This is a genomic window from Neisseria zalophi (assembly GCF_008807015.1).
Taxonomy (GTDB): domain Bacteria; phylum Pseudomonadota; class Gammaproteobacteria; order Burkholderiales; family Neisseriaceae; genus Neisseria; species Neisseria zalophi.
Genome location: NZ_CP031700.1, coordinates 1,428,015 through 1,450,589, shown reverse-complemented (window position 1 = coordinate 1,450,589; position 22,575 = coordinate 1,428,015). Strand labels below are relative to the sequence as shown.

At 43.9% G+C, this 22,575-nt stretch carries 19 protein-coding genes and 2 pseudogenes; 12 read left to right on the top strand and 9 right to left on the bottom strand.

The genetic code is table 11. From position 1 onward, the window contains the following. The first annotated feature begins 63 nt into the window (after positions 1–63). Positions 64–4,242, top strand: a complete 4,179-nt coding sequence (locus D0T92_RS06655) for a DUF6531 domain-containing protein (RefSeq protein ID WP_151051352.1) — start codon at positions 64–66, stop codon at positions 4,240–4,242. A gap of 13 nt (positions 4,243–4,255) precedes the next feature. Continuing rightward, complete coding sequence (locus tag D0T92_RS06650) at positions 4,256–4,945, top strand: hypothetical protein (protein WP_151051350.1); 690 nt, start codon at positions 4,256–4,258, stop codon at positions 4,943–4,945. Between the two features lie 176 nt (positions 4,946–5,121). Here D0T92_RS06650 and D0T92_RS11725 read toward each other — a convergent pair whose 3' ends face one another. After that, positions 5,122–5,247 carry a hypothetical protein gene (locus tag D0T92_RS11725; protein ID WP_263641678.1) on the bottom strand — a complete coding sequence of 42 codons (126 nt, stop codon included), beginning with the start codon at positions 5,245–5,247 and terminating at the stop codon, positions 5,122–5,124. A 54-nt stretch (positions 5,248–5,301) separates the two neighbouring features. On the opposite strand from D0T92_RS11725, the gene D0T92_RS06645 reads away from it, so the two are divergent. From D0T92_RS06645 to D0T92_RS06615, 7 genes and pseudogenes are all read left to right on the top strand, one after another. Beyond that, a complete protein-coding gene (locus tag D0T92_RS06645; RefSeq protein WP_151051348.1) occupies positions 5,302–6,798 on the top strand; it encodes an RHS repeat-associated core domain-containing protein in 1,497 nt (498 codons plus the stop codon). Position 6,799: 1 nt separating this feature from the next. Next, positions 6,800–7,210, top strand: a complete 411-nt coding sequence (locus D0T92_RS06640) for a hypothetical protein (protein WP_151051346.1) — start codon at positions 6,800–6,802, stop codon at positions 7,208–7,210. Between the two features lie 336 nt (positions 7,211–7,546). Then, positions 7,547–8,197: pseudogene (locus tag D0T92_RS06635) on the top strand (RHS repeat-associated core domain-containing protein); the annotation flags it as partial. Positions 8,198–8,644: 447 nt separating this feature from the next. Beyond that, positions 8,645–9,106: a hypothetical protein gene (locus D0T92_RS06630; protein WP_151051344.1), complete on the top strand. Its 462-nt coding sequence runs from the start codon at positions 8,645–8,647 to the stop codon at positions 9,104–9,106. Between the two features lie 107 nt (positions 9,107–9,213). Beyond that, positions 9,214–9,966: pseudogene (locus D0T92_RS06625) on the top strand (RHS repeat-associated core domain-containing protein); the annotation flags it as partial. Positions 9,967–10,007: 41 nt separating this feature from the next. After that, entirely contained in the window at positions 10,008–10,304 is a 297-nt protein-coding gene (locus D0T92_RS06620; RefSeq protein WP_151051342.1) for a hypothetical protein, read from the top strand. 157 nt (positions 10,305–10,461) lie between these two features. After that, positions 10,462–11,067, top strand: coding sequence for a hypothetical protein (locus D0T92_RS06615; RefSeq protein ID WP_151051340.1), 606 nt, complete (start codon positions 10,462–10,464; stop codon positions 11,065–11,067). Positions 11,068–11,262: 195 nt separating this feature from the next. Here the strand turns inward: D0T92_RS06615 and D0T92_RS11585 are convergent, their stop codons facing one another. The 6 genes from D0T92_RS11585 to D0T92_RS06585 form a co-directional block, all read right to left on the bottom strand. Continuing rightward, positions 11,263–11,622 (bottom strand): hypothetical protein, encoded by a 360-nt coding sequence (locus tag D0T92_RS11585; protein ID WP_225315090.1) that lies wholly within the window; start codon positions 11,620–11,622, stop codon positions 11,263–11,265. Between the two features lie 167 nt (positions 11,623–11,789). Beyond that, a complete protein-coding gene (locus D0T92_RS06605; RefSeq protein WP_151051338.1) occupies positions 11,790–12,761 on the bottom strand; it encodes a class 1 fructose-bisphosphatase in 972 nt (323 codons plus the stop codon). 222 nt (positions 12,762–12,983) lie between these two features. Further along, positions 12,984–13,907: a CobW family GTP-binding protein gene (locus D0T92_RS06600; protein WP_151051336.1), complete on the bottom strand. Its 924-nt coding sequence runs from the start codon at positions 13,905–13,907 to the stop codon at positions 12,984–12,986. Further along, entirely contained in the window at positions 13,898–14,365 is a 468-nt protein-coding gene (locus D0T92_RS06595) for a Fur family transcriptional regulator (protein WP_151051334.1), read from the bottom strand. Before D0T92_RS06595 ends, D0T92_RS06600 begins: the two co-directional genes overlap by 10 nt. 163 nt (positions 14,366–14,528) lie before the next feature. Further along, a complete protein-coding gene (locus D0T92_RS06590; protein ID WP_151051332.1) occupies positions 14,529–15,272 on the bottom strand; it encodes a toxin-antitoxin system YwqK family antitoxin in 744 nt (247 codons plus the stop codon). Positions 15,273–15,281: 9 nt separating this feature from the next. Then, positions 15,282–16,631, bottom strand: a complete 1,350-nt coding sequence (locus D0T92_RS06585; RefSeq protein ID WP_151051330.1) for an aldehyde dehydrogenase family protein — start codon at positions 16,629–16,631, stop codon at positions 15,282–15,284. 511 nt (positions 16,632–17,142) lie between these two features. Between D0T92_RS06585 and D0T92_RS06580 the strand changes: the two genes are divergently transcribed. Both D0T92_RS06580 and pntB read left to right on the top strand, forming a co-directional pair. Further along, positions 17,143–18,684, top strand: coding sequence for a Re/Si-specific NAD(P)(+) transhydrogenase subunit alpha (locus D0T92_RS06580; RefSeq protein WP_151051328.1), 1,542 nt, complete (start codon positions 17,143–17,145; stop codon positions 18,682–18,684). An 11-nt stretch (positions 18,685–18,695) separates the two neighbouring features. Continuing rightward, entirely contained in the window at positions 18,696–20,078 is a 1,383-nt protein-coding gene (gene pntB, locus D0T92_RS06575; protein WP_151051326.1) for a Re/Si-specific NAD(P)(+) transhydrogenase subunit beta, read from the top strand. A gap of 130 nt (positions 20,079–20,208) precedes the next feature. On the opposite strand, the gene D0T92_RS06570 is transcribed toward pntB, so the two are convergent. Continuing rightward, the gene (locus D0T92_RS06570; protein ID WP_151051324.1) at positions 20,209–21,123 is read right to left on the bottom strand and encodes an NAD(P)H-hydrate dehydratase; all 915 of its coding nucleotides are present in this window, start codon (positions 21,121–21,123) and stop codon (positions 20,209–20,211) included. Positions 21,124–21,226: 103 nt separating this feature from the next. On the opposite strand from D0T92_RS06570, the gene D0T92_RS06565 reads away from it, so the two are divergent. Then, the gene (locus tag D0T92_RS06565; protein WP_151051322.1) at positions 21,227–21,886 is read left to right on the top strand and encodes a cytochrome b/b6 domain-containing protein; all 660 of its coding nucleotides are present in this window, start codon (positions 21,227–21,229) and stop codon (positions 21,884–21,886) included. Positions 21,887–22,013: 127 nt separating this feature from the next. Here the strand turns inward: D0T92_RS06565 and greA are convergent, their stop codons facing one another. Beyond that, positions 22,014–22,490 carry a transcription elongation factor GreA gene (gene greA, locus D0T92_RS06560; RefSeq protein ID WP_151051320.1) on the bottom strand — a complete coding sequence of 159 codons (477 nt, stop codon included), beginning with the start codon at positions 22,488–22,490 and terminating at the stop codon, positions 22,014–22,016. Positions 22,491–22,575: the final 85 nt, after the last annotated feature.

Genomic DNA, 22,575 nt, shown 5'->3' with positions numbered 1-22,575 from the left:
TCTTTTATTAAACATACTTAATTTAATACTTTCTTTTTTTTCTTAATTTAAAGAATTATTATTATGGCAAAAATAGGCAATACAATCGGCATACTCGTTCCCCAGCCTTCAGCCCCCGCCATGGTGTCTAAAGGTTCTGCCAACCCGCCCGAACCCCTAACCAATGCCGCCGGCCCCATTGACATTATCGATATGGTTGCCGATGTTGCCTCTACCGCCGTCTCCCTTGCCGACCCCGATTCCGCCGCCGCAGAAACTGCCGATTCCATCTCCACCCTTATTTCCCTCGCCACCATGATACCCGGTACCCCCGGGCCTACCCCGCCCACACAAAAAACCGTTAAAGCCTTTTCCGGTGGTGGCGGTATGGGGGTGAACGGCGGTTATGCCAATGCCGGTAAGGGCGTGTGTCTTGCCTGTAAGGCAGCGGCAGCCGTCGTCGGTAACCCCGTTAATGCCATACTCGGTATTAAATTATTAACCGAAGACACCGAAACCGATTTCACTCTCGATGCCCCGCTGCCGCTGATTTGGGCGCGCAGCTATTATTCCGACCAACTCGGCAACGGCTGGCTCGGCCAAGGTTGGTCGCTGCCTTTTTCCATGCGTCTGCTCCGCACCCGCGACGGCTTCCTCTATATCGACGAACAGGGGCGCGAAATCGCACTGCCCGATATTGATGACGACGAAGAAGAAGCCACCCCCTATTCTAGCGACGACGATGACGACGATGGCCCCGACTTCGAAGACGAAGACCCCGCCGCCCCCACTGCCGAAGAAGACCCCTACGGTTTGGAAGATGCCTACTTCGATCCTTACGAACAAATCTATTTTTCCCGCCTTTCAGACGGCCTCTACCAAATCGCTTCGCCCGACGGCGGTGCCCGTTTATGGTTTGCCGCCGTCGATGAAGACGATGACGTTTATCCGCTTATCGCCCAACTCGACCGCAATAACCACCACATCCGCCTCAGCTACGGCGACAACGGCCTCCCCCACAGCATTTACGACAGCACCGGCAGACAGCTGCAGCTAAACTTCTCATCCATCCGCCTCAACAACAGCGATGAAGATTTTGATGCCGCCGCCGAGCCCGATGCATTTGTCAGTACCGACGATAATCTTTATGTCAACCGCCTCACTTCGGTCGGCTTTCATCAGCGCGAAATGGTGCGCTATGAATACGACGGCTACGGCGACCTCACCGCCGTTTACGACCGTAGCGGCAAACGCATCCGCGGCTTCGGCTATCGCAACCATATTATGGTCGAACACAGCCAGCCCGACGGTTTGGTATCGCAATACCGATACGACCGTTATGCCAAAGACGGTAAAGTCTTAACCAGTAACAACAACCTCGGCGAACAGTGGACGTTTGACTACCGCGACGGCTACACCCGCGTAACCGACGCATTGGGCCGCGAAGAAATCTACGGCTTCGACGACAATCAAGAACTTATCTACCATATCGACGCCGACGGCCACCGCAGCGACAGCGAACGCGACGACTGGGGGCGTATTACCGTACGGCGCGACGAAATCGGCCGCGAAACCCGCTACCGCTACGACGAATACGGCAATGTTATCAATATCACCGCCCCCGACGGCAGCATCACCCATATCGACTACCACGACACCCTAAACCTGCCCGTAGCCGTCAACGACCCCGCCGGACGTATCACCGAATACGCCTACGACCAACGCGGCAACCTGATTCAGGTTACCGACCCCGCCGGCAACACCACCCGCTACCGCTACAACAGCCAATGGCTGCCCGACACCATTACCGATGCCTTAGGCAAAACCAAAACCCTCGAATATGATTCGGACGGCCAGCTTATCCGCTATACCGACTGCTCCGGCGAAACCACCCGCTTCACCTACACCGAAGCCGGCGACCTCGAAAGCACCACCGATGCACTCGGCCACACCACCCGCCATCATTACGACGCAGCGGGCAACCACATCCGCACCGACTACCCCGACGGCAGCCATGAAACCTTCGAATACGACCGTATCAACCGCCTCACCGCCCATATCGACGGACTCGGTGCCAAAACCGAATACGAACTCGCCGCCGACGGCCTGCCGCTCAAACGCACCAACGCCCTCGGCCACAGCTTCCGCTACGGCTACGACAAAGCCCGCCGCCTCACCGCCCTCACCAATGAAAACGGCGACCGTTACCACCTCGGCTACGACCGCACCGACAACCTGATTCAGGAAACCGGTTGGGACGGCAAAATCACCGGCTATCAATACGACCCCGCCGGACAACTCACCACCCAAACCGAATACGGCCTTTCAGACGGACAAAACGACCGTCCCGACGTTTGGCATATCCACCACTTCAAACGCAATATCCTCGGCCAACTGATTGAAAAAACCAGCCGCCGCGTCGACGGTAAACAGCCCAACGGCAAAGACGAAGGCCATAGCCGCACCCGCTTCGAATACAACCCCTTTACCGGCGAACTCGTCAAAGCCCGCAATGCCCACAGCAGCGTCGAACTCGGCTACGACATCCTCGGCCAACTCATTAACGAAACCACCGTCCACAACGGCCAGACCACCACCGTCGCCTACGCCTACGACCCACTCGGCAACCGTATTCAAACCACCCTGCCCGACGGCAGAAACATTAATTATCTTTACTACGGCAGCGGCCATCTGCACCAAATCAATATCGACGGCGAAACCGTATCCGATATCGAGCGCGATAAGCTGCATCAGGAAATCAGCCGCACCCAGGGCGTATTAACCAGCCTCTACCAATACGACCCGATGGGCCGTCTGAAACACCAGACCGCCACCGCCAACCCAACCCTGCAAAACAACAGCAAACTAAATACCCTCGTCGGCGGCGCCGTCCGCAGAAGCTACCGCTACGACAAAGCCGGCAACCTGATTCAGACGGCCGACCAGCGCAGCGGCGTATTGGATTATGTATATGACAAAATCGGCAGAATCAAAACCGCCGGTAAAGAGCATTTCGCTTTCGACCCCGCCAATAATATTCTTTCAGACGACCTAAAAGAACAAACCACCAAAGGCCGTCTGAAAGGCGATAATATCGGCCTCGGCAACCGCATCGAAAAATACAACGGCACCGAATACACCTACGACCCGCTCGGTAATTTAATTTACCGCCAACTGCCCAACGGTGAAAACCAGTTCTTCCGCTACGATACCGAAAACCAACTTGTCTTAGCCGAAATCAAAAAGAACAACGGCGAAACCCAAACCTGGGCATACGCCTACGACCCGTTCGGCAGACGCTTAAGCAAAGAGCGCACCGACAAAGGCGCGTTACAATCCACCCACCCAAAGCGCACCCATTTTGTTTGGGACGGCTCAAGATTACTGCAAGAATATAACTATAAAGGCAATTACACCTACGTCTATACCGATCAAGATTCCTACGAACCTTTGGCACAGGTATTCTTTAACAATAAAGATGAGCAGCAATACCTAGCCTATTTCCATAACGACCAAATCGGTATCCCCAGAGAAATGACCGACCAGTTCGGTAATCTGCTCTGGTACGGCGAATACACCGCTTGGGGTAAACTCAATAAAGACGAACGTGTCTATCCGCTGGCGCATCAGCCGTTTAGACTTCAGAACCAGTATTATGATGAAGAAACGGGGTTGCACTATAACTTTTTACGTTACTATGAGCCGGATTGTGGGCGGTTTGTGAATCAGGATCCGATTGGGTTGTGGGGTGGTAACAATCTATACTGGTTTGGGCCTAATTCGCAGAATTGGGTTGACTCGCTTGGGCTAAGTGCCGGCAAATTAGGTAGAGAGTTAAACCGAAAAAGTTTGACAGTGCAAAGTTGGCAAACTCCACATCATATAGTTCAAGAAAATAGCAATAAAACAAAATATTCCAGACTTTCAAGAGGTTTATTAGATAGTGAGGGCATTAATATTGACGATGCAGCTAATGGTGCAAGACTTACATCAACGTATACAAGTAAATTGCGAAAACATCCTTTGTATAACTCAAATTTGACGGTAGAGCAAAACAGAGAATTTATTAGATCTCTTGGAGACTACCACGCAGGAAGTCATTTGCATGGTCTAGATGCCGATAAAATGATTTATCGTATGTTGCGAGAAGCTAAGAAACGAGGAATACCCCTAGAAAATATTCTTGCAGATATCCGTGACAGGATGGAAGCAGGAACGTGGATGAAATCTCTTGGAGCCTGTACAGGCAAGAGATATAGATAATAAGGACTGAATAATGAACGAGAATTTGTACGATGATCCAAAAATTCAATTGTTTCTACAAGAGACGAAAGATTATTTTCTTTCTTTATCCATTGAGGATATACAATTAGCATACTCCAGAATAAATTTGGCAGAACTGGAGTGGTTTTATGCAAGAAATACTTCTTATATAGAATATATAGAACACGAAAATGAAGCTTCAGGTTTCAAATATAAAGTATTTAAAAGACCAAAGAAATTTTCTTCCATAAAAGAGGCATTGGATAATGATCTAGATTGTTCGGGTTTGCTAGGAGGAAAGCAATTAGTTTGTTTTCAGAGTAATACCGATATATCTTATTCCAACTATAATGCAGATATGTCTATTGAGGATGGTATAGTTTATTTTAAGATAAAAAATGACTTTAAAACAATATTTAATAAAATGTCTTTTGAAAGGAAAATTTATCTAGATGACGATGTGGTTCTGCGCATTTTAGTTGCAGGTAATTGGGGGGAGCGTAGTGTGATTAAATTAGATTTTTACAATCAAAATAATCAAAAAATTAAAACAATTACTTCCAGCAATGATGAAAGAAAATTTAAGCAATATATCCACAAAGTACCGAAAACTTTATTTTATGAATATGAAGGAGAAACATTGAAACGTATCTTCACCATTGAAAAGGATGGTCAAGAAGATAACATTTACTACAAAAAATGATTAATTGAATAAAGAACTGTAATACAAGTAAGCTGTAGCCTACATAAATTTATCGGTAGCAAGCCGTAGCCTGCATGCGCCATCAGTAGCTAGCGTGTGTGCCATCAAGCACGCACGCGTTATCGCTTCTCAAAGCCGTCTGAAAAAACTCTACCCTTTCAGACGGCTTTATCTTTTCAGACGGCCAAACCACCCTGCCCGACGGCAGAAACATTAATTATCTTTACTACGGCAGCGGCCATCTGCACCAAATCAATATCGACGGCGAAACCGTATCCGATATCGAGCGCGATAAGCTGCATCAAGAAATCAGCCGCACACAGGGGGCATTAACCAGCCTCTACCAATACGATCCGATGGGCCGTCTGAAACACCAGACCGCCACCGCCAACCCGACCCTGCAAAACAACAGCAAACTAAACACCCTCGTCGGCGGCGCCGTCCGCAGAAGCTACCGCTACGACAAAGCCGGCAACCTGATTCAGACGGCCGACCAGCGCAGCGGCGTATTGGATTATGTGTATGACAAAATCGGTAGAATCAAAACCGCCGGTAAAGAGCATTTCGCTTTCGACCCTGCCAATAATATTCTTTCAGACGGCCTGAAAGAACAAACCACCAAAGGCCGTCTGAAAGGCGATAATATCGGCCTCGGCAACCGTATCGAAACATACAACGGCACCGAATACACCTACGACCCACTCGGTAATTTAATTTACCGCCAACTGCCCAACGGTGAAAACCAGTTCTTCCGCTACGATACCGAAAACCAACTTGTCTTAGCCGAAATCAAAAAGAACAACGGCGAAACCCAAACTTGGGCTTATGCCTACGACCCGTTCGGCAGACGCTTAAGCAAAGAAAGAACCGACAAAGGCGCGTTACAATCCACCCATCCGAAGCGCACCCATTTTGTTTGGAACGGCTCAAGATTGCTACAAGAATATAACTATAAAGGCAACTACACCTACGTCTATACCGACCAAGATTCCTACGAACCCCTAGCCCAAGTCTTTTACAATAATAAAGATGAGCAGCAATACCTGGCCTATTTCCATAACGACCAAATCGGCATTCCCAGAGAAATGACCGACCAGTTCGGTAATTTATTATGGTATGGAGAATACACCGCTTGGGGTAAACTCAATAAAGACGAACGGGTTTATCCGCTCGTGCATCAACCGTTTAGACTTCAGAACCAGTATTATGATGAAGAAACGGGGCTGCATTACAACCTGATGCGGTATTATGAGCCGGATTCGGGTAGGTTTGTGAATCAGGATCCGATTGGGTTGGATGGCGGAAGTAATCTTTATTCATTTGCACTTAATGCTACTTCTTGGGTTGACCCGTCTGGACTAGCTGCTTTTGCTCTACCCATGATTGCACCAGAATTAATCGCACTCGGGAAAGCTGCTCTTGCTCTTATAGGAATCGGAGCCACAGCTTCTCTTGCCCATGAAGCAGGAAAAAAAGTTGGTTCTGTTACTGCTACTTCATCTAATATAGAGCCACCCTGCCCCGAAGGAGGAAAATGTAAGAACGAAAAAGATAGGGAAAAAGAACGCAAACGGCGCAATTGTGACGCTTTATTTGATACTTATGAGCAAGCATTAAATGCAGCATTAGAATTTTCTGGTATATCTACTAAAAACTCAAAACCAAATCCCACTAAATTTGGGTCCATGCCTTATAATGGAAGAAGACATATAACTGAATCTAGAGGTTTTAGAGTTGAATATGATAATAAACATAATGCTCATATCAATGCATTTAATAAGAAAAATAAAAAAACGTATTGCTTCAATGCTAGCAAAAAAACTGTCAACAAAATTTTAAAAAGGTTTAATTAAAATGGATTTAAATGATTTCTCACCAAACTGCCTTTCTTTTCTTGAAAAACATCAAAAAACTAATATAAGTGAAAATGAAGTAATAGCTTTTTTGAAAAATCATATCCCCACTATTACGCAATTAGACTGGTCAAATGTTACAGAAAAAGTAGAAATACCAAGTGTAACACCCAAAAAACTTAAAGAAGTTTTAATATTCATACTTTCATATTATGAAATTAGCTTAATGGATAAGTTTTATATTTTAAATGTAAATGACGCTGTTCCATTCTTAGAATCAACCTTTAAAGAATGGCTAATTTTTATTGATGATTTAAACTTCGTAGATACTATCTTTTTACATATAGATATGAATTTTGTTATTCATTGGGATTTTTATAACGATTTATATGCCAAAAAACTTGAATTTTAATAACTCTAATTTAGTAAGATTTAATCTGCATACTCCCATAGACAACAAGTCGTAGCCTATACATACTACATGAGGCTTTTGCAATAACATAAGTTATTAAAATTTTATGCTCAATAAAATTTTCAAAATGAAAAACTTTTCCGATTTTGCCTATTTTTTATTCAAATTTAGAAAGTTTTTAGTTAGTTGTACATCTCTCAACGCATTTTCATGCGTCAAATTTCGTTAATAGTTTATTTTTGCAAAAGTCTCTATACAGGTTCTATACAGGTAAGGTGCATGGGCCATCCCCCAAGTCCGTCTGAAAGGCCAAAATATCGTGCTTGGCAACCCCACATCTACCGCCAACTGCCCAACGGTGAAAACCAGTTCTTCCGCTACGATACCGAAAACCAACTTGTTTTAGCCGAAATCAAAAAGAACAACGGCGAAACCCAAACTTGGGCATACGCCTACGACCCGTTCGGCAGACGCTTAAGCAAAGAAAGAACCGACAAAGGCGCATCACAATCCACCCACCCCAAACGCACCCATTTTGTTTGGGATGGCAGCCGCCTGTTACAGGAATATAACTACAAAGGCAATTACACCTACGTCTATACCGACCAAGATGCCTACGAACCCCTAGCCCAAGTCTTTTACAATAATAAAGATGAGCAGCAATACCTAGCCTATTTCCACACCGACCAAATCGGTATTCCGCGCGAAATGACCGACCAGTTCGGTAATTTATTATGGTATGGCGAATACACCGCTTGGGGTAAACTCAATAAAGACGAACGGGTTTATCCGCTGGCGCATCAGCCGTTTAGACTTCAGAACCAGTATTATGATGAAGAAACGGGGCTGCACTATAACTTTTCCGTTACTATAAGCCGGATAGCGGTAGGTTTGTGAATCAGGATCCGATTGGGTTAGAAGGGGGAGCAAACTTTTATCAATTTGCCCCAAATGCATTAGGTTGGGTTGATCCATTAGGGTTATTTCTACAATATGTCAGAATGATAGGCATAGTAATAGGCGCAATAGGAAAACTTTTTATAAAAGGAGCCAAAGCTACTAAAGAATGTATAGGAAAATGTACAAAAAAAATTAAACATAAAAAGAAAAAATTAAAAAGGTTATTAATAGTGTTGATGATGTTATGGAAAGTCCCCAAGTTTTAAAAGGACATACTCCAGAATCATTTCTTAAAGAAATTGGTGGTGTGCCTAAAGGGTGAAAACAAGGGGTAATGAAACGAAGTAGAGGTTCAGATAAAGGTTTTACTTTGAGGGAATTAAATACTAAAGAAAAGACTATACTGATCGATATATACAATATTATCCAGGTACACAGAGACACTATGGTGGTTCTCCTTATTGGAAAGTATCTTCAGGGAAAGGAGGAGTACAACGATTCCCTGCACAATAAGTTATAGTTAAGGATTAAATTATGAATATATATGAGCCAATTATTCCTGCAAAAAGTTTAGGAGGAATAGTTATAGGAAATAATATTTCAAATTACTCAAAAATACTTAAAGAATATAATTTAATAGGAAAATTAAAATTCTCACAAGTAGATATTTACTCATGTATGTATGAATTTATTGATTTTCCCATTGAAATTTATGTAGATATACGAACAGGATCAATTTATAAAATTTCAGCTCTGAGTGGTTACTTAGGTAAGTTTGATTCTATCTCTATAGGCACACCAATTCATGATGTATTAGCTTTAAATTTAGGTTTTTACTACGATGAATGTGAAGAAGCGTTTTTTTCAAAAAATTTAAAAGGCATTGCATTGGAAGTTGCTGATGACGATCCACCACTAGAAGAAGCTATAAAGATGAATATACAATCTATTACTATATATAATTCTGATCTATTTGATGACCATAAAGTAAATTAGCAAGCCGTAGCCTGCATGCTCTATCGATAGCGTGTGTGCCCTCAGGCACGCACGCGTTATTACCCCTCAAGGCTGTCTGAAAAAATCTACTCCTTTCAGACAGCCTTATCTTTTCAGACAGGCATGCCCATAAAGGCGGCAATACCGGTGCGGGCAACCGCATCGAAGCATACAACGGCACCGAATACACCTACGATGCCCTCGGCAACCTTATCTACCGCCAACTGCCCAACGGTGAAAACCAGTTCTTCCGCTACGATACCGAAAACCAACTGATACTGGCCGAAATCAAAAAGAACAACGGCGAAACCCAAACTTGGGCTTATGCCTATGATCCGTTCGGCAGACGACTAAGCAAAGAAGGAACCGACAAAGGCGCGTTACAATCCACCCATCCCAAACGCACCCATTTTGTTTGGGACGGCAGCCGCCTGTTACAGGAATATACCTACAAAGGCAACTACACCTACATATATACCGACCAAGACAGCTACGAACCGCTAGCACAGGTATTCTTTAACATTAAAGATGAGCAGCAATACCTAGCCTATTTCCACACCGACCAAATCGGTATCCCGCGAGAAATGACCGACCAGTTCGGTAATCTGTTATGGTATGGCGAATATTCCGCTTGGGGTAAACTCAACAAAGACGAACGGGTTTATCCGCTCGTGCATCAACCATTTAGGCTTCAGAACCAGTATTATGATGAAGAGACTGGGCTGCATTACAATTTTTTCCGTTACTATGAGCCGGATAGCGGTAGGTTTGTGAATCAGGATCCGATTGGGTTGTTTGGTGGGGATAATCTTTATTGGTTTGCGCCTAATGGGCAAGGTTGGGTTGATGTCTTTGGCCTCACGAATTGGCCACCCCCCATCAAATATACTAGGAGGACTTTTTGACACCTGCAACAGGACAGTGCCCAGAATCATATTACTGTACTAAACAACCCGAGGCAAAAGGACCCAGACCTTTTTGTCAATATGTCCCACCAGAAGGTGTTGGTTCTAAAGGCGGTATGCCTGGAGCAAAAGAAGGATATTTCAAAGTAAAAAATCAAAAAGATAAAGGATGGCAACGCTTTCATCTAAGAGGACAACCTATAACAACTCAACAAGCACATCCGGGCAACTCTAAAAAAATAAGTGCTCCGCGAAAAAAACACCTTTACTTATTACTCTTTTCACTCGCCTAGGGTTAGGATTAGCATTACTTTTAACGCTATCTCCAATTAGCAAATGCCAAGATTTATCTTATTCTAATAATCCACAAGAGTGTAATCCAAGTACTTCTAATAACTTTCTTCAAAAGTAAATTATTAATAATAAAATATTATATAAAGGTAAATTAATATGAAAATATTAAATAACAATGAATTAAATAAAAAATTATATAATCTAGGATTATGTATTGATGACCTACAAAATATTAATTTTTTAAATAAAAATCAATATCCTACCAGTTCAATTTTAAATCAAGAATATGATGCAAGAGCTTTAATTGCAATATCAAATAATATTATAGGATGGCTATCAGAAAATCCTAATAGTTCATTTATTTATTTTAAACTTTCCTATTTATCTTATATGCCAAATGAAAATAAATTTTTTCTAACAAAATTACTTACTTACCCTTTTGAGCAAAATATAAATAATTTAGTACTTAAATTAAATTCAGAAATTCTATATCATAATGTATATCAATTTAAAATATTAAGTGATATAAAAGAAGAACAAATCTTTGAAAAAATAACTTTACAACAAATAATCAACTATTTATTAACACAAGAGGAACATGGAAACTTTATTTCTATTTCTAATAATGAGTTTCGATTAATAAGTATACAAGATGGATTAATTTCAATTACATCTAATAACTATTCATATATCAATAGAAAAACAATTACAGAATTACTAGACTATAAAAATACAAAATACAGATCATGGTTACCAGATTAACTATTTTCCACATTAAACTTCATATACTCGCCTTATACTGAAGCAAATAGCAACCTGCATATCCTAAAGACACAAATTGAGACCTTTGGACAATTTGATTTACCGCCAAGCAAGCGTTATTGTGCTCGCGTAAGGCAGCAAGCCATAGCCTGCATACCCCGCGTGTGCTTTCAAGCACGCACGCGTTATTACCCCTCAAGGCCGTCTGAAAAATTCTACCCTTTTCGACAGCCTTATCTTTTCAGACGGCCAAAACGACCGCCCCGACGTTTTTTGGTATATCCACCACTTCAACCGCGATATCCTCGGCCAACTGATTGAAAAAACCAGCCGCCTCGCGTCGAAGGCAAAAGCAGCGGCAAAGACGAAGGCTATACCCGCACCCGTTTCGAATACGACCACCTCAGCGGCCTGCCCGTCAAAGCCCGAAATGCCCACAGCAGTGTCGAACTCGGCCAAGACCCCCTCGGCCAACTTATTAGCGAAACCACCGTCCACAACGGCCAGACCACCACCGTCGCCTACGCCTACGACCCGCTCGGTAACCGTATTCAACCACCCTGCCCGACGGCAGAAACATCCATTACCTTTACTACGGCAGCGGCCACCTACATCAAATCAATATTGACGGCGAAACCGTATCCGAAGGGTTATTTTATATGTTTTGAATAACCCTAGTTATCTAGAACAATCCCTTTATTTAAGCATTCAAACCGCTCTATTTAACGGTGTAATTGCTCAATATATTCCACTTCTTCACGGCTACCCATCACAACCGATACCCGTTGGTGCAAACTTTCCGGCTGTATATCGAGCATATTTTTTACCGTATTGCTGCTTGCCCCGCCGGCCTGTTCCAAAATCAGGCTCAACGGATTGGCTTCATACATTAAACGCAATTTACCGGGTTTGGCCGGATCTCGCGCATCTTGCGGATACATAAATACCCCGCCGCGCATCAGAATACGGTGGATTTCTGCAACCATTGAAGCCACCCAGCGCATATTGTAATTTTTACCGCGTACGCCCGTTTCTCCTGCCAATAGCGCTTCAATATATTGCTGCATCGGCTTAAACCAATGGCGTTGGTTCGACATATTAATGGCAAATTCTTTGGTTTGTTCGGGTACTGTCGGGTTGGCTTGTGTTTGTACAAAATTGCCATCCGCATCTAAGGTAAACACAAAAACCCCGTGTTTCATGGTTAAAACCAATTGGGTTTGCGGACCGTATAACACATAGCCGCTGGCGGCCTGATTTCGTCCGGCCTGTAAAAAAGATTGTTCGCTTAACGCACCTTCAGGCTTATTCAAAATAGAGAAAATGGTGCCCACCGAAATATTGACATCAATATTAGACGAACCGTCAAGCGGATCAAACAACACCAGATAGCTGCCGTTTTCATTGCAAGCCACAAAAGTATCTTCTTCCTCACTGGCCAAGCCGGCAATATCGGCATTGGTTTTCAAAACATCAATTAACTGCTGGTTGGCAATCACATCTAATTTTTTCTGATCTTCACCCTGCACATTGCCCGTACCGGCTTCTCCCAAAATACCGGCCAACGCGCCTTGCCGAACCTGACGGTTAATTTGTACGCAGGCTTTTGCCACAGACTCGAAAACATCGCCTAATGCAGTAGGAAGGTTGTTTTGCTGTATATGCTCGGTAAGAAATTGGGATAAAGTAGTCATAAATATTCTCGCTTTAGTCTATGAGTTTCAGACAGCCTGTCTGAAGATGATTGTGTGATGTTGCCGGGAAAATAAATCCATAAAGATTTTAATAGAATTCACCTACCTACGCTACCGATATACGGCAATAGCAATCAGCATGCCCTATTCTATGATGATAAGGCCGTCTGAAAACAATGAATCAATTTTGTTTCAGACGGCCTCATAATAGTTATTAATGATTTATTCCAAAGCTTCTTTAAGCTTTTGTTCGATTAAGTCGGCATCGAACGATTTGGCAATCAATTCAAAACGACTGTCACGCCGCCATGAAACTTGGTTGGCGCCCCATCTGCCATCGACCCAATTGAGCCATACCCAAGTACCCAATACTTGAAATACGCCTTTGGCGCGTACCAAGCCTTCGGTCATTTTCGGCAATTCATCAAAGAAACGGGTTAAACGTTCGCCGTCAAAATCTTTTCCTGCCGGGAAAGTAAAGCCTTGCGACTGATAGCCCATGGTATTGTCCGGCAATGCTTTTAAACGGTAGCGCGATTTTTCGACAACGGGAATATCCAGCCATTCGATATTCATTTTGGCGTTTTCCACCTCAACCACTTTGGCTTTGGGCGGAAACAGCTTGGCGGCTTTTTCACGGAAATCGGCCAATATTTCAGGCGTACATAAATCGGTTTTGCTGGCAACCAAAACATCACACACGCCGATTTGATCTTTATATAACGCTTGTTGCGCATAATTAGGATCAACAAACTGGCGCGGATCCACTACGGTGAAAACAGCTGCGATTTCAAGCTGTTCGTTGAGCGGCTTTTCTTTTAGTTCGTCAATCACACTGGCAGCATGAGCCAAGCCGCTGGCTTCAATCATCAGGCGGTCTGGCTGAGTATCGCGCAGCATTTTTTGAACGGTAGCCGATAATTGCGGCCCCGCGGTACAACACAAACAACCGCCGGCAATTTCGGCAACCGGAATGCCGTTATCACTCAATACGGCACCGTCAATACCGATTTCGCCAAATTCATTCACAATAATCACCCATTTTTCTTCAGGGTCTTTTTGTTCCATCAAACTTTTTAAGGCAGTGGTTTTTCCTGTTCCAAGAAAGCCCGATATCAAATGGACTTTGGTTTTTTTTATTGGCATTTCTTACAAACTCCTGTTAATACAACATGTTCCTCTTTAAGAGAAAATCCACTGGCCGCAACACCCGCACGCAAAGCCGCCCATTCTTTACTGAGCGTTTGCTCATCAACAGCACCGCATTCGGTACAAACCAAAATAAAGGCACTATGGTGTGCGGATTCGTCTTCATTATGGCAATGCGTACTGCAATCATGTTGGGCATGACTACACAACACATAACCGTTTACGGCAGCAATTTTATGCAATACGCCCTGCTCTGCCCAAAAATCCAATGCACGATAGGCCGTCGGCGGCGCAACCACACCCTCGCTTTGCTGCTGCATTTGCGAAAGCACATTGTATGCCTTAATCACACCGGAAGATTGTAAAATAATATCAAGCACCTGTTCCCGCAAGGCGGTGACTTGCGCACCATCGTGCTTGGCTTGGGCAAGAATTTTTTCTTTGATAGTTGTCATAATTTAGCTCAAACTACCCTATTATTAGTGGTAATAGTTTCATTATAACCTTGTTCGGGCAGAATGGCTAAAGGCCGTCTGAAAAGGTTTTCAGACGGCCTTTAGCCATTCTAATATATTCAATCAAAAAACGGATTTAAATATTCAAATATTATTATCAAGATTATTCGGATAATACATAACCTTCTTCATCCCAAATCGTTTTTTTCACCAAATTGCCATTGAAATAAACCGTTTCCGATTTTTTAGCTCCATTAGGATGCCAATCTAATACCACGCCACTGCGGCGGTCATCTTCGAAAATTAATTCCGAAAGCAGCATGCCGTCTTCATCCCAACTGACGATGCTGGTAGGTTTCCCAGCTTCCATCAACATCTCAGCTTTCGGCTGACCGTTAGGGTACCACTGTTTCCAATAGCCGTTTGCCTTATTATCTTTAAACTGAATCTCACTCTCTTTATTACCATTTCGATAATATCGGGAACCAACCCCTTCATTCATACCCTGTACATAAGGAATAACTGCAGATTTGTTACCGCTTGGATACCAGCTGATCCATTCACCGTCAGGTTTACCATTTTTATAACGGACGATTAATTTTTTCCGACCATTAAAATGCCAGAAAGTCACCGTACCATTTTCCAAAGTAGGTACAAAAACTTTAACTTGGGCAACCGGTATCTGATAGGGATCCGAATATTTTTTCATAGATGGATAATAAAAATCCTGTACCTGAGCAACTTTATCTTTAACATCGTAATGGCGCACATAAGCCACCGACGACATAGCATTGGTAATCTGTCCCTGTCGGTTAAAATATATTTCTTGTTTTTCTTGTGCCATAGCCGCCAGAGGCATTCCCACAAGCACTGCGGCTGTAACACCTGCATACCATAATGGTTTCATTTTAATTATCTATTTCTGCCAATAAGACTTTATATTTACAAACTCGTATAAACCGAACTCCGACAACTCCCTGCCATAGCCCGATGCTTTAACACCACCGAAAGGCAGCCTCAAATCACTACTGGTATGGCGGTTGATATAAACCGCACCAGTTTCCAGCTTGGATCCGTATGCCCAAGCTTTATCATTGTCTTGCGAATAAATACTTGCACCCAAACCAAACGGCGTATCATTGGCCAATGCAATGGCATGCTCTTCGCCCAGTGCCCGTATAATCGAAGCTACAGGGCCGAATACTTCTTCATGATAAACACGGCAATGATGATTCACCCTATCCAACACCGTAGCGGGATAAAACCATCCCGGCTCGGTCACTTCCGGAATTTCGCCGCCACACAACAAATCCGCCCCGTTTATCAAGGCATCAATGACTTGGGCATGTATTGTTTCACGTGCATTACGGCTGTGTAATGGTGCTAATGTGGTTTTCGGATCCATCGGATCACCAGTTTTTAATTTTGCACATTCAGCCAAAAACAGATCAATAAATTTATCAGCCACCAATTCGGTAACAATAATCCGTTTGGCCGCATTACACGATTGCCCTGCATCACGAAAACGCGAATAACAGGCATCTTTTGCTGCCAGTTCTAAATCAGCATCATCCAATACAATAAAGGCATTGCTGCCGCCCAGTTCCAAAACGGCCTTTTTCAAATAAACCCCGGCTTGCGCGGCCAAACGCCGCCCTGTATCGGCCGAACCTGTAAAAGCCAAGGCATCGGTACAGCCAATCGCTTTCCGAGTATCATGATGATCCAACCAAGCCGGTATAAACGGCAAATCATCACCGATAATATCAAATAAAGCTTCAGTGACTTTGCCCACACTTGGTGCCGGTTTAACGGCACACGCATTACCGGAACACAAAGCGGGAACGGCAAAACGTAAAATCTGCCACACCGGATAATTCCACGGCATCACCGCAAATATGACGCCCAAAGGCTCGAACCTTACTTGGCTAAGACTCGCCTGAGTTGTAATAGTTTTATGCGCCAGCAATTTCGGTGCAATTTCCGCATAATAACGGATTAGCGCCAAAGACTTATCCAACTCAGCTTCACATTCACGCAAACAGCGGCCGACTTCTTCGCATATCATCACTGCCAACCGGTTCCGTTCGGCTTCCAATCTATTGGCAAACGCTGTTAATAAGTCGGTTCGTTCCTTTAAACTTAAGGCAGAAAAAACCAGTTGCCGTTTTCGTAACTGCCTTAACTCATATTCGAACTCATCCCACTCTTGTGGCATACGCTCGTATAAAATTTCTCCGGTAAGAATATGCCTGCTACGAAACACTGCCTGCTCCCAAAAATACAATAGTGAAAAACTTCGTTAAACACTAGCGTATAAAATAAATAAATATATGATTGGATTATTTTACCATTGTATTCAATATTTTTAATGCTGTTTGAAAAATAGGTAGGTTATTTTTTTAATTTTCAAGTCATAATTCTTTAAAAATTTATGCTAAAAAACTTTTGATATTGAAAATATTAGATTATAACAATATGATTAATATGAATAATGTAATTTAATTTTTTATCATTTTAATATTTAAAACCTTTTTTAATATTTTTAAGATATTAATTTATCAAGAACGTTCAAATTACTAACCACCCAAAAATCTGTTTCAAACAAAATAAAAAATAATGCCTGCCTTTACCCTTTCTTAAATTTCTATCAGGTGTTTCATCTGTTATTCCAATAGATTTAAAGTTGTGCTTATGCTTAAAATTCGCTATAAAGAGGCTGTTAATTTATATTTTATTATTTACATTTTATAAACGTGTTTGAGAAGGAAATCGATATGAGAATTGGTATTCCGAAAGAGTCTCTTGCCGGCGAAACCCGTGTGGCATGTACTCCTGCAACGGTAGCCCAGTTAAAAAAACTAGGCTTCGATGTAGTAGTCGAAAGCGGCGCCGGTCTATTGGCAAGTTTGGATGATGCTGCTTATCAGGCAGCCGGCGCGACAGTGGCCGATACTGAAGAAACATGGTCTTGCCCGTTGCTTTATAAAGTCAACGCACCGAGCGAAAACGAAATAGGCCGTCTGAAAGAAGGACAGACCTTAGTCAGCTTCTTCTGGCCGGCACAGCATCCCGACTTGGTGCAAACACTGGCAGATAAAAAAATCAATGTATTGGCTATGGATATGGTGCCGCGCATTTCACGTGCCCAGTCTTTAGATGCCCTTTCTTCTATGGCCAATATCAGCGGTTACCGTGCTGTTATCGAAGCGGCCAATGCATTCGGCCGTTTCTTCACCGGTCAGATTACCGCCGCCGGTAAAGTACCACCGGCGCAAGTGTTGGTGATTGGTGCCGGCGTGGCGGGCTTGGCTGCCATCGGTACGGCAAATTCGCTTGGTGCTGTCGTAAAAGCATTCGATACCCGTTTGGAAGTGGCCGAGCAAATCGAATCAATGGGCGGTAAATTCCTGAAATTGGATTTCCCGCAAGAATCCGGCGGCAGTGGCGACGGTTACGCCAAAGTAATGAGTGAAGAATTTATTGCTGCCGAAATGAAGTTATTTGCCGAACAGGCTAAAGAGGTCGATATTATTATCACCACCGCTGCCATTCCGGGTAAACCTGCACCTAAGCTGATTACCAAAGAAATGGTCGAAAGCATGAAAGCCGGTTCGGTGATCGTCGATTTGGCCGCGGCAACCGGCGGTAACTGCGAACTCACCAAGCCCGGTGAACTTTTTGTCACCGATAACGGCGTGAAAATTATCGGTTATACCGATATGGCCAACCGTCTGGCAGGCCAATCTTCACAACTTTACGCTACCAACTTGGTGAACTTGAGCAAACTGCTCAGCCCCAATAAAGACGGTGAAATCAATTTAGACTTTGAAGATGTGATTATCCGCAATATGACGGTTACCCGCGACGGCGAAGTCACTTTCCCACCGCCTGCGATTCAGGTTTCCGCCGCACCTCAGGCACAAGCACAAACGCAAGCTGCTCCGGCTGCCAAACCGGAACCACAACCAGTTGCCGCATGGAAAAAACTGGCGCCTGCCGTGATTGGTGCGATTTTGGTGTTGTGGATGGGTGCTGTTGCACCGACCGAGTTTTTAAACCACTTTATCGTTTTCGTTTTAGCCTGCGTGATTGGTTATTATGTGGTTTGGAATGTCAGCCATTCGCTGCATACTCCGCTGATGTCGGTAACCAATGCCATTTCCGGCATTATCGTTGTCGGTGCGTTGCTGCAAATCAGTCAGGGTAACGGCTTGGTATCTTTCTTGGCATTTGTTGCCATATTGATTGCCAGCATCAATATCTTCGGTGGTTTTTATGTTACCCGCCGTATGTTGAATATGTTCCGTAAAGGTTAAGGAGACGCATAATGTCACATGGATTAGTTACTGCGGCATATATCGTCGCCGCTATTTTCTTTATTTTCTCACTGGCCGGTTTATCCAAACAGGAAACGGCTAAAAACGGCTGCTATTCCGGCATGATCGGTATGACGATCGCCCTGATTGCCACTATTTTCAGCGAGAATACCGCCGGCTTCGGTTGGATTATTATTGCTATGATTATCGGTGGCGCAGCCGGTGTTTACAAAGCCCGCAAAGTAGAAATGACCGAAATGCCCGAGCTGATTGCCTTGCTGCACAGTTTTGTCGGCTTGGCTGCCGTTTTGGTGGGCTTCAACAGCTTTATCGAACCGGGCGACATATCTCACGATATGGAAACCATTCATTTGGTTGAAGTATTTCTCGGTATCTTTATCGGTGCCATAACCTTTACCGGGTCTATCGTAGCATTCGGTAAATTAAACGGTAAAATTAGCAGTGCGCCTTTGCAATTGCCCCATAAGCATAAGCTGAATCTGGCGGCTTTGGTGGTATCGTTTATCTTAATGCTGATTTTTGTTTCTGCCGAAGGCAGTTGGTTTGCATTAATTCTGATGACCTTAATTGCCTTGGCTTTCGGTTGGCACTTAGTGGCTTCTATCGGCGGTGCGGATATGCCGGTTGTGGTTTCAATGTTGAACTCTTATTCAGGTTGGGCCGCTGCCGCTGCCGGTTTTATGCTTTCCAACGACTTACTGATTGTTACCGGTGCATTGGTCGGCTCAAGCGGTGCCATTCTGTCCTACATTATGTGTAAAGCCATGAACCGCTCGTTTATTTCCGTGATTGCCGGTGGTTTCGGTACCGACGGCTCCGCTCCTGCCGCTGATGGAGAAATCGGCGAATACCGTGAAGCATCACCGGCCGAAGTAGCCGAAATGCTGAAAGAAGCAAGCAGTGTTATCATCACTCCGGGCTATGGTATGGCTGTGGCACAGGCACAATATCCCGTAGCCGAAATTACCGAACTGTTGCGTAAAAACGGTGCGGAAGTGCGTTTTGGTATCCACCCTGTAGCAGGCCGCCTGCCCGGCCACATGAACGTATTGCTGGCCGAAGCCAAAGTGCCTTACGACATTGTTTTGGAAATGGATGAAATCAATGACGACTTCCCAGAAACCGATGTGGTGCTGGTGATTGGTGCCAATGATACGGTGAACCCTGCTGCCGAAACTGATCCAAACTCACCGATTGCCGGCATGCCGGTATTGGAAGTTTGGAAAGCTAAAGAAGTGGTGGTGTTCAAGCGTTCGATGAATACCGGTTATGCTGGTGTACAAAACCCGCTCTTCTTTAATGAAAACAGTGTAATGTGTTTCGGTGATGCCAAAGCTACCGTTGATGAAATTTTGGCCGAACTGAAAAAATAGACCCTGCGTATCCGAATAAATACCGGATAAAACCCTAAACACTTGGCTGAACGAGGCCAAGTGTTTTTTAATCATATAAAGCCGTCTGAAAAAGTTTCAGACGGCTTTATATATATTTTAAACCCTATATTTAATCAGAAGTCCCATGCGCGGGATGATGCATACGGATAATCTGATTGCGCAACCAGCGTGCTGCCGGAGCTATCTCGCCGGCCAATATGCCGGTTTCTCCGATTTCGGAATCGCGTAGAACATCTGCCGCCGCACCGTGTAGCCAAACTCCGCCACACACCGCCTGCCAAGTTTCTATTCCTTGGGCGAGTAGGCTGCCGATAATGCCGCTTAATACATCGCCGCTGCCTGCCGTGCCCAAGCCGGGGTTGCCGCTATGATTGGTGTATAGATTACCGTTGGGATCGCATACCAATGTTTGGTTGCCTTTTAATACGGTATAGGCTTGAAACATTTCACTGATACGCTCTACCGCCGCTGTTCTATCCGCCTGTATTTCGGCAGTGGTGACACCGAGCAGGCGCGCCGCTTCGGCCGGATGGGGCGTAAGCACCAACGTGTGATATTTTTGTGCCGACTTTACCAGCTCAACCCGATGCTGTGCCAAAAGATTTAAGGCGTCTGCATCCAACAACAGCGGCTTATCCGAATCGGCTTCCAAACGGCTTTGTACAATATGCAAGGCTTCGCCAAACACATCCAAGCCGCAACCGACTGCCCAAGCACTGATATCTTGCCGTTGCTGAAGAACAGCAGCTGTCGCCAGCATAATTTCAGGATGCTCAGGGATAACGGGCAAAGGCAGTATATTTTGATTAAAGCCTGCCCATACCTTGCCGCAACCATTATAAAGTGCCGCAGTTGCCGCCAAAATAACAGCACCGCTCATGCCGGTCGCACCACCGATAACGGCCAAGGTGCCATGCGTACCTTTGTGGCTGTCGGCATCGCGGGGGATAAAAATATCCGGAAAACATGCTGTAATCTGTGCTTGTTCGGATAATTTGAAACTTTGGTAAGGGCTTAAAAACATCACTATTTCCTACCTGTAAACAAATCCATTACAATATTTTCAGACGGCCTTCATCAAGCCGTCTGAAACGACACAAACCATCATATAAGAATCGGGATATATTATGAAGCAAAAACTCAAAGTTTGGGATTTACCCACCCGTCTTTTTCATTGGAGCTTGGTATTGGCCATAGCTTTTATGTGGTATAGCGCAAAAACAGGCGGCAATTTGCTGGCATGGCATTTGCGCATTGGTTTATTTATATTAGGTTTAGTGGTCTTCCGCATATGTTGGGGTGTTTGGGGTAGCGACACAGCCCGCTTTCAAAACTTTGTACGTGGCCCAAGCCAGATAAAACGTTATCTGAAAGGTGAACTGACTGAAAATGAGCAACCCGGCCATAATCCTTTAGGTGCATTAATGGTATTGGCTTTAATTGGGTCGGTATTGTTTCAAGTAACCACAGGCTTGTTTACTTCCGATGAAAATACTTTTTTATATAACGGTTATCTCAGCCACTTAATAAGTGAAGATACAAGTAGTGCTATTAGAAAAATACACGGTACATTTTTTAATATTTTATTGGCTTTAGCTGCTGCACATATTACTGCGGTTTTGGTTTATAAATGGGTGAAAAAACATAATTTGATTACACCTATGATTAGCGGTTATAAATACTTAGAAGGTAAATTACCAATTTTAAAATTTGCCGGCATCGGTAAATTCTTGGCAGCACTAATAATTGCCGTAGTTGTGGTTTCTATCGTATTGTTGGCTGCTTGATATGGTTAGGTCTTATTCTTAAAACTAATGAATAAATAAACATTTATAATAAAGGCCGTCTGAAAATTTTTTCAGACGGCCTTCTTTTATTGAAAGATTATTTTATAAAGTATTTTTTCAATAAAGCTTAAATATATTCTACTGTAATAATATCGTACTCGCGGACACCGCTAGGTGCCTGCACTTCTGCAACATCACCCTCTTCCTTACCAATTAAAGCTCGTGCAATGGGTGAACCAATATAAATTTTATTGGATTTAATATCCGCTTCATCTTCACCTACGATTTGATAGCGCACTTGCTCTTCTGTATCCAAATCTTCTAAGGTTACCGTTGCGCCAAAAACAATTTTACCTTCGGCATGTATCTCCAGCGGATTGATCACGTGGGCAACCGATAATTTATGCTCTAATTCGGCAATACGGCCTTCAATAAAACCTTGACGTTCTTTTGCCGCTTCATACTCGGCATTTTCAGATAAATCACCATGAGAGCGGGCTTCTGCAATCGCTTCAATGATTTGTGGACGAGCAACGCTTTTTAATTGTTGCAATTCTGTTTTTAATAATTCTGCACCGCGCACGGTTAACGGAATTTTCTTCATGTAACTACTCTCCGAGTAAGCAACGGCCGTTTTGACCATAGATTATTTATGTAAATAAAAATACAAGCCGCCCGAAAACGGCGGC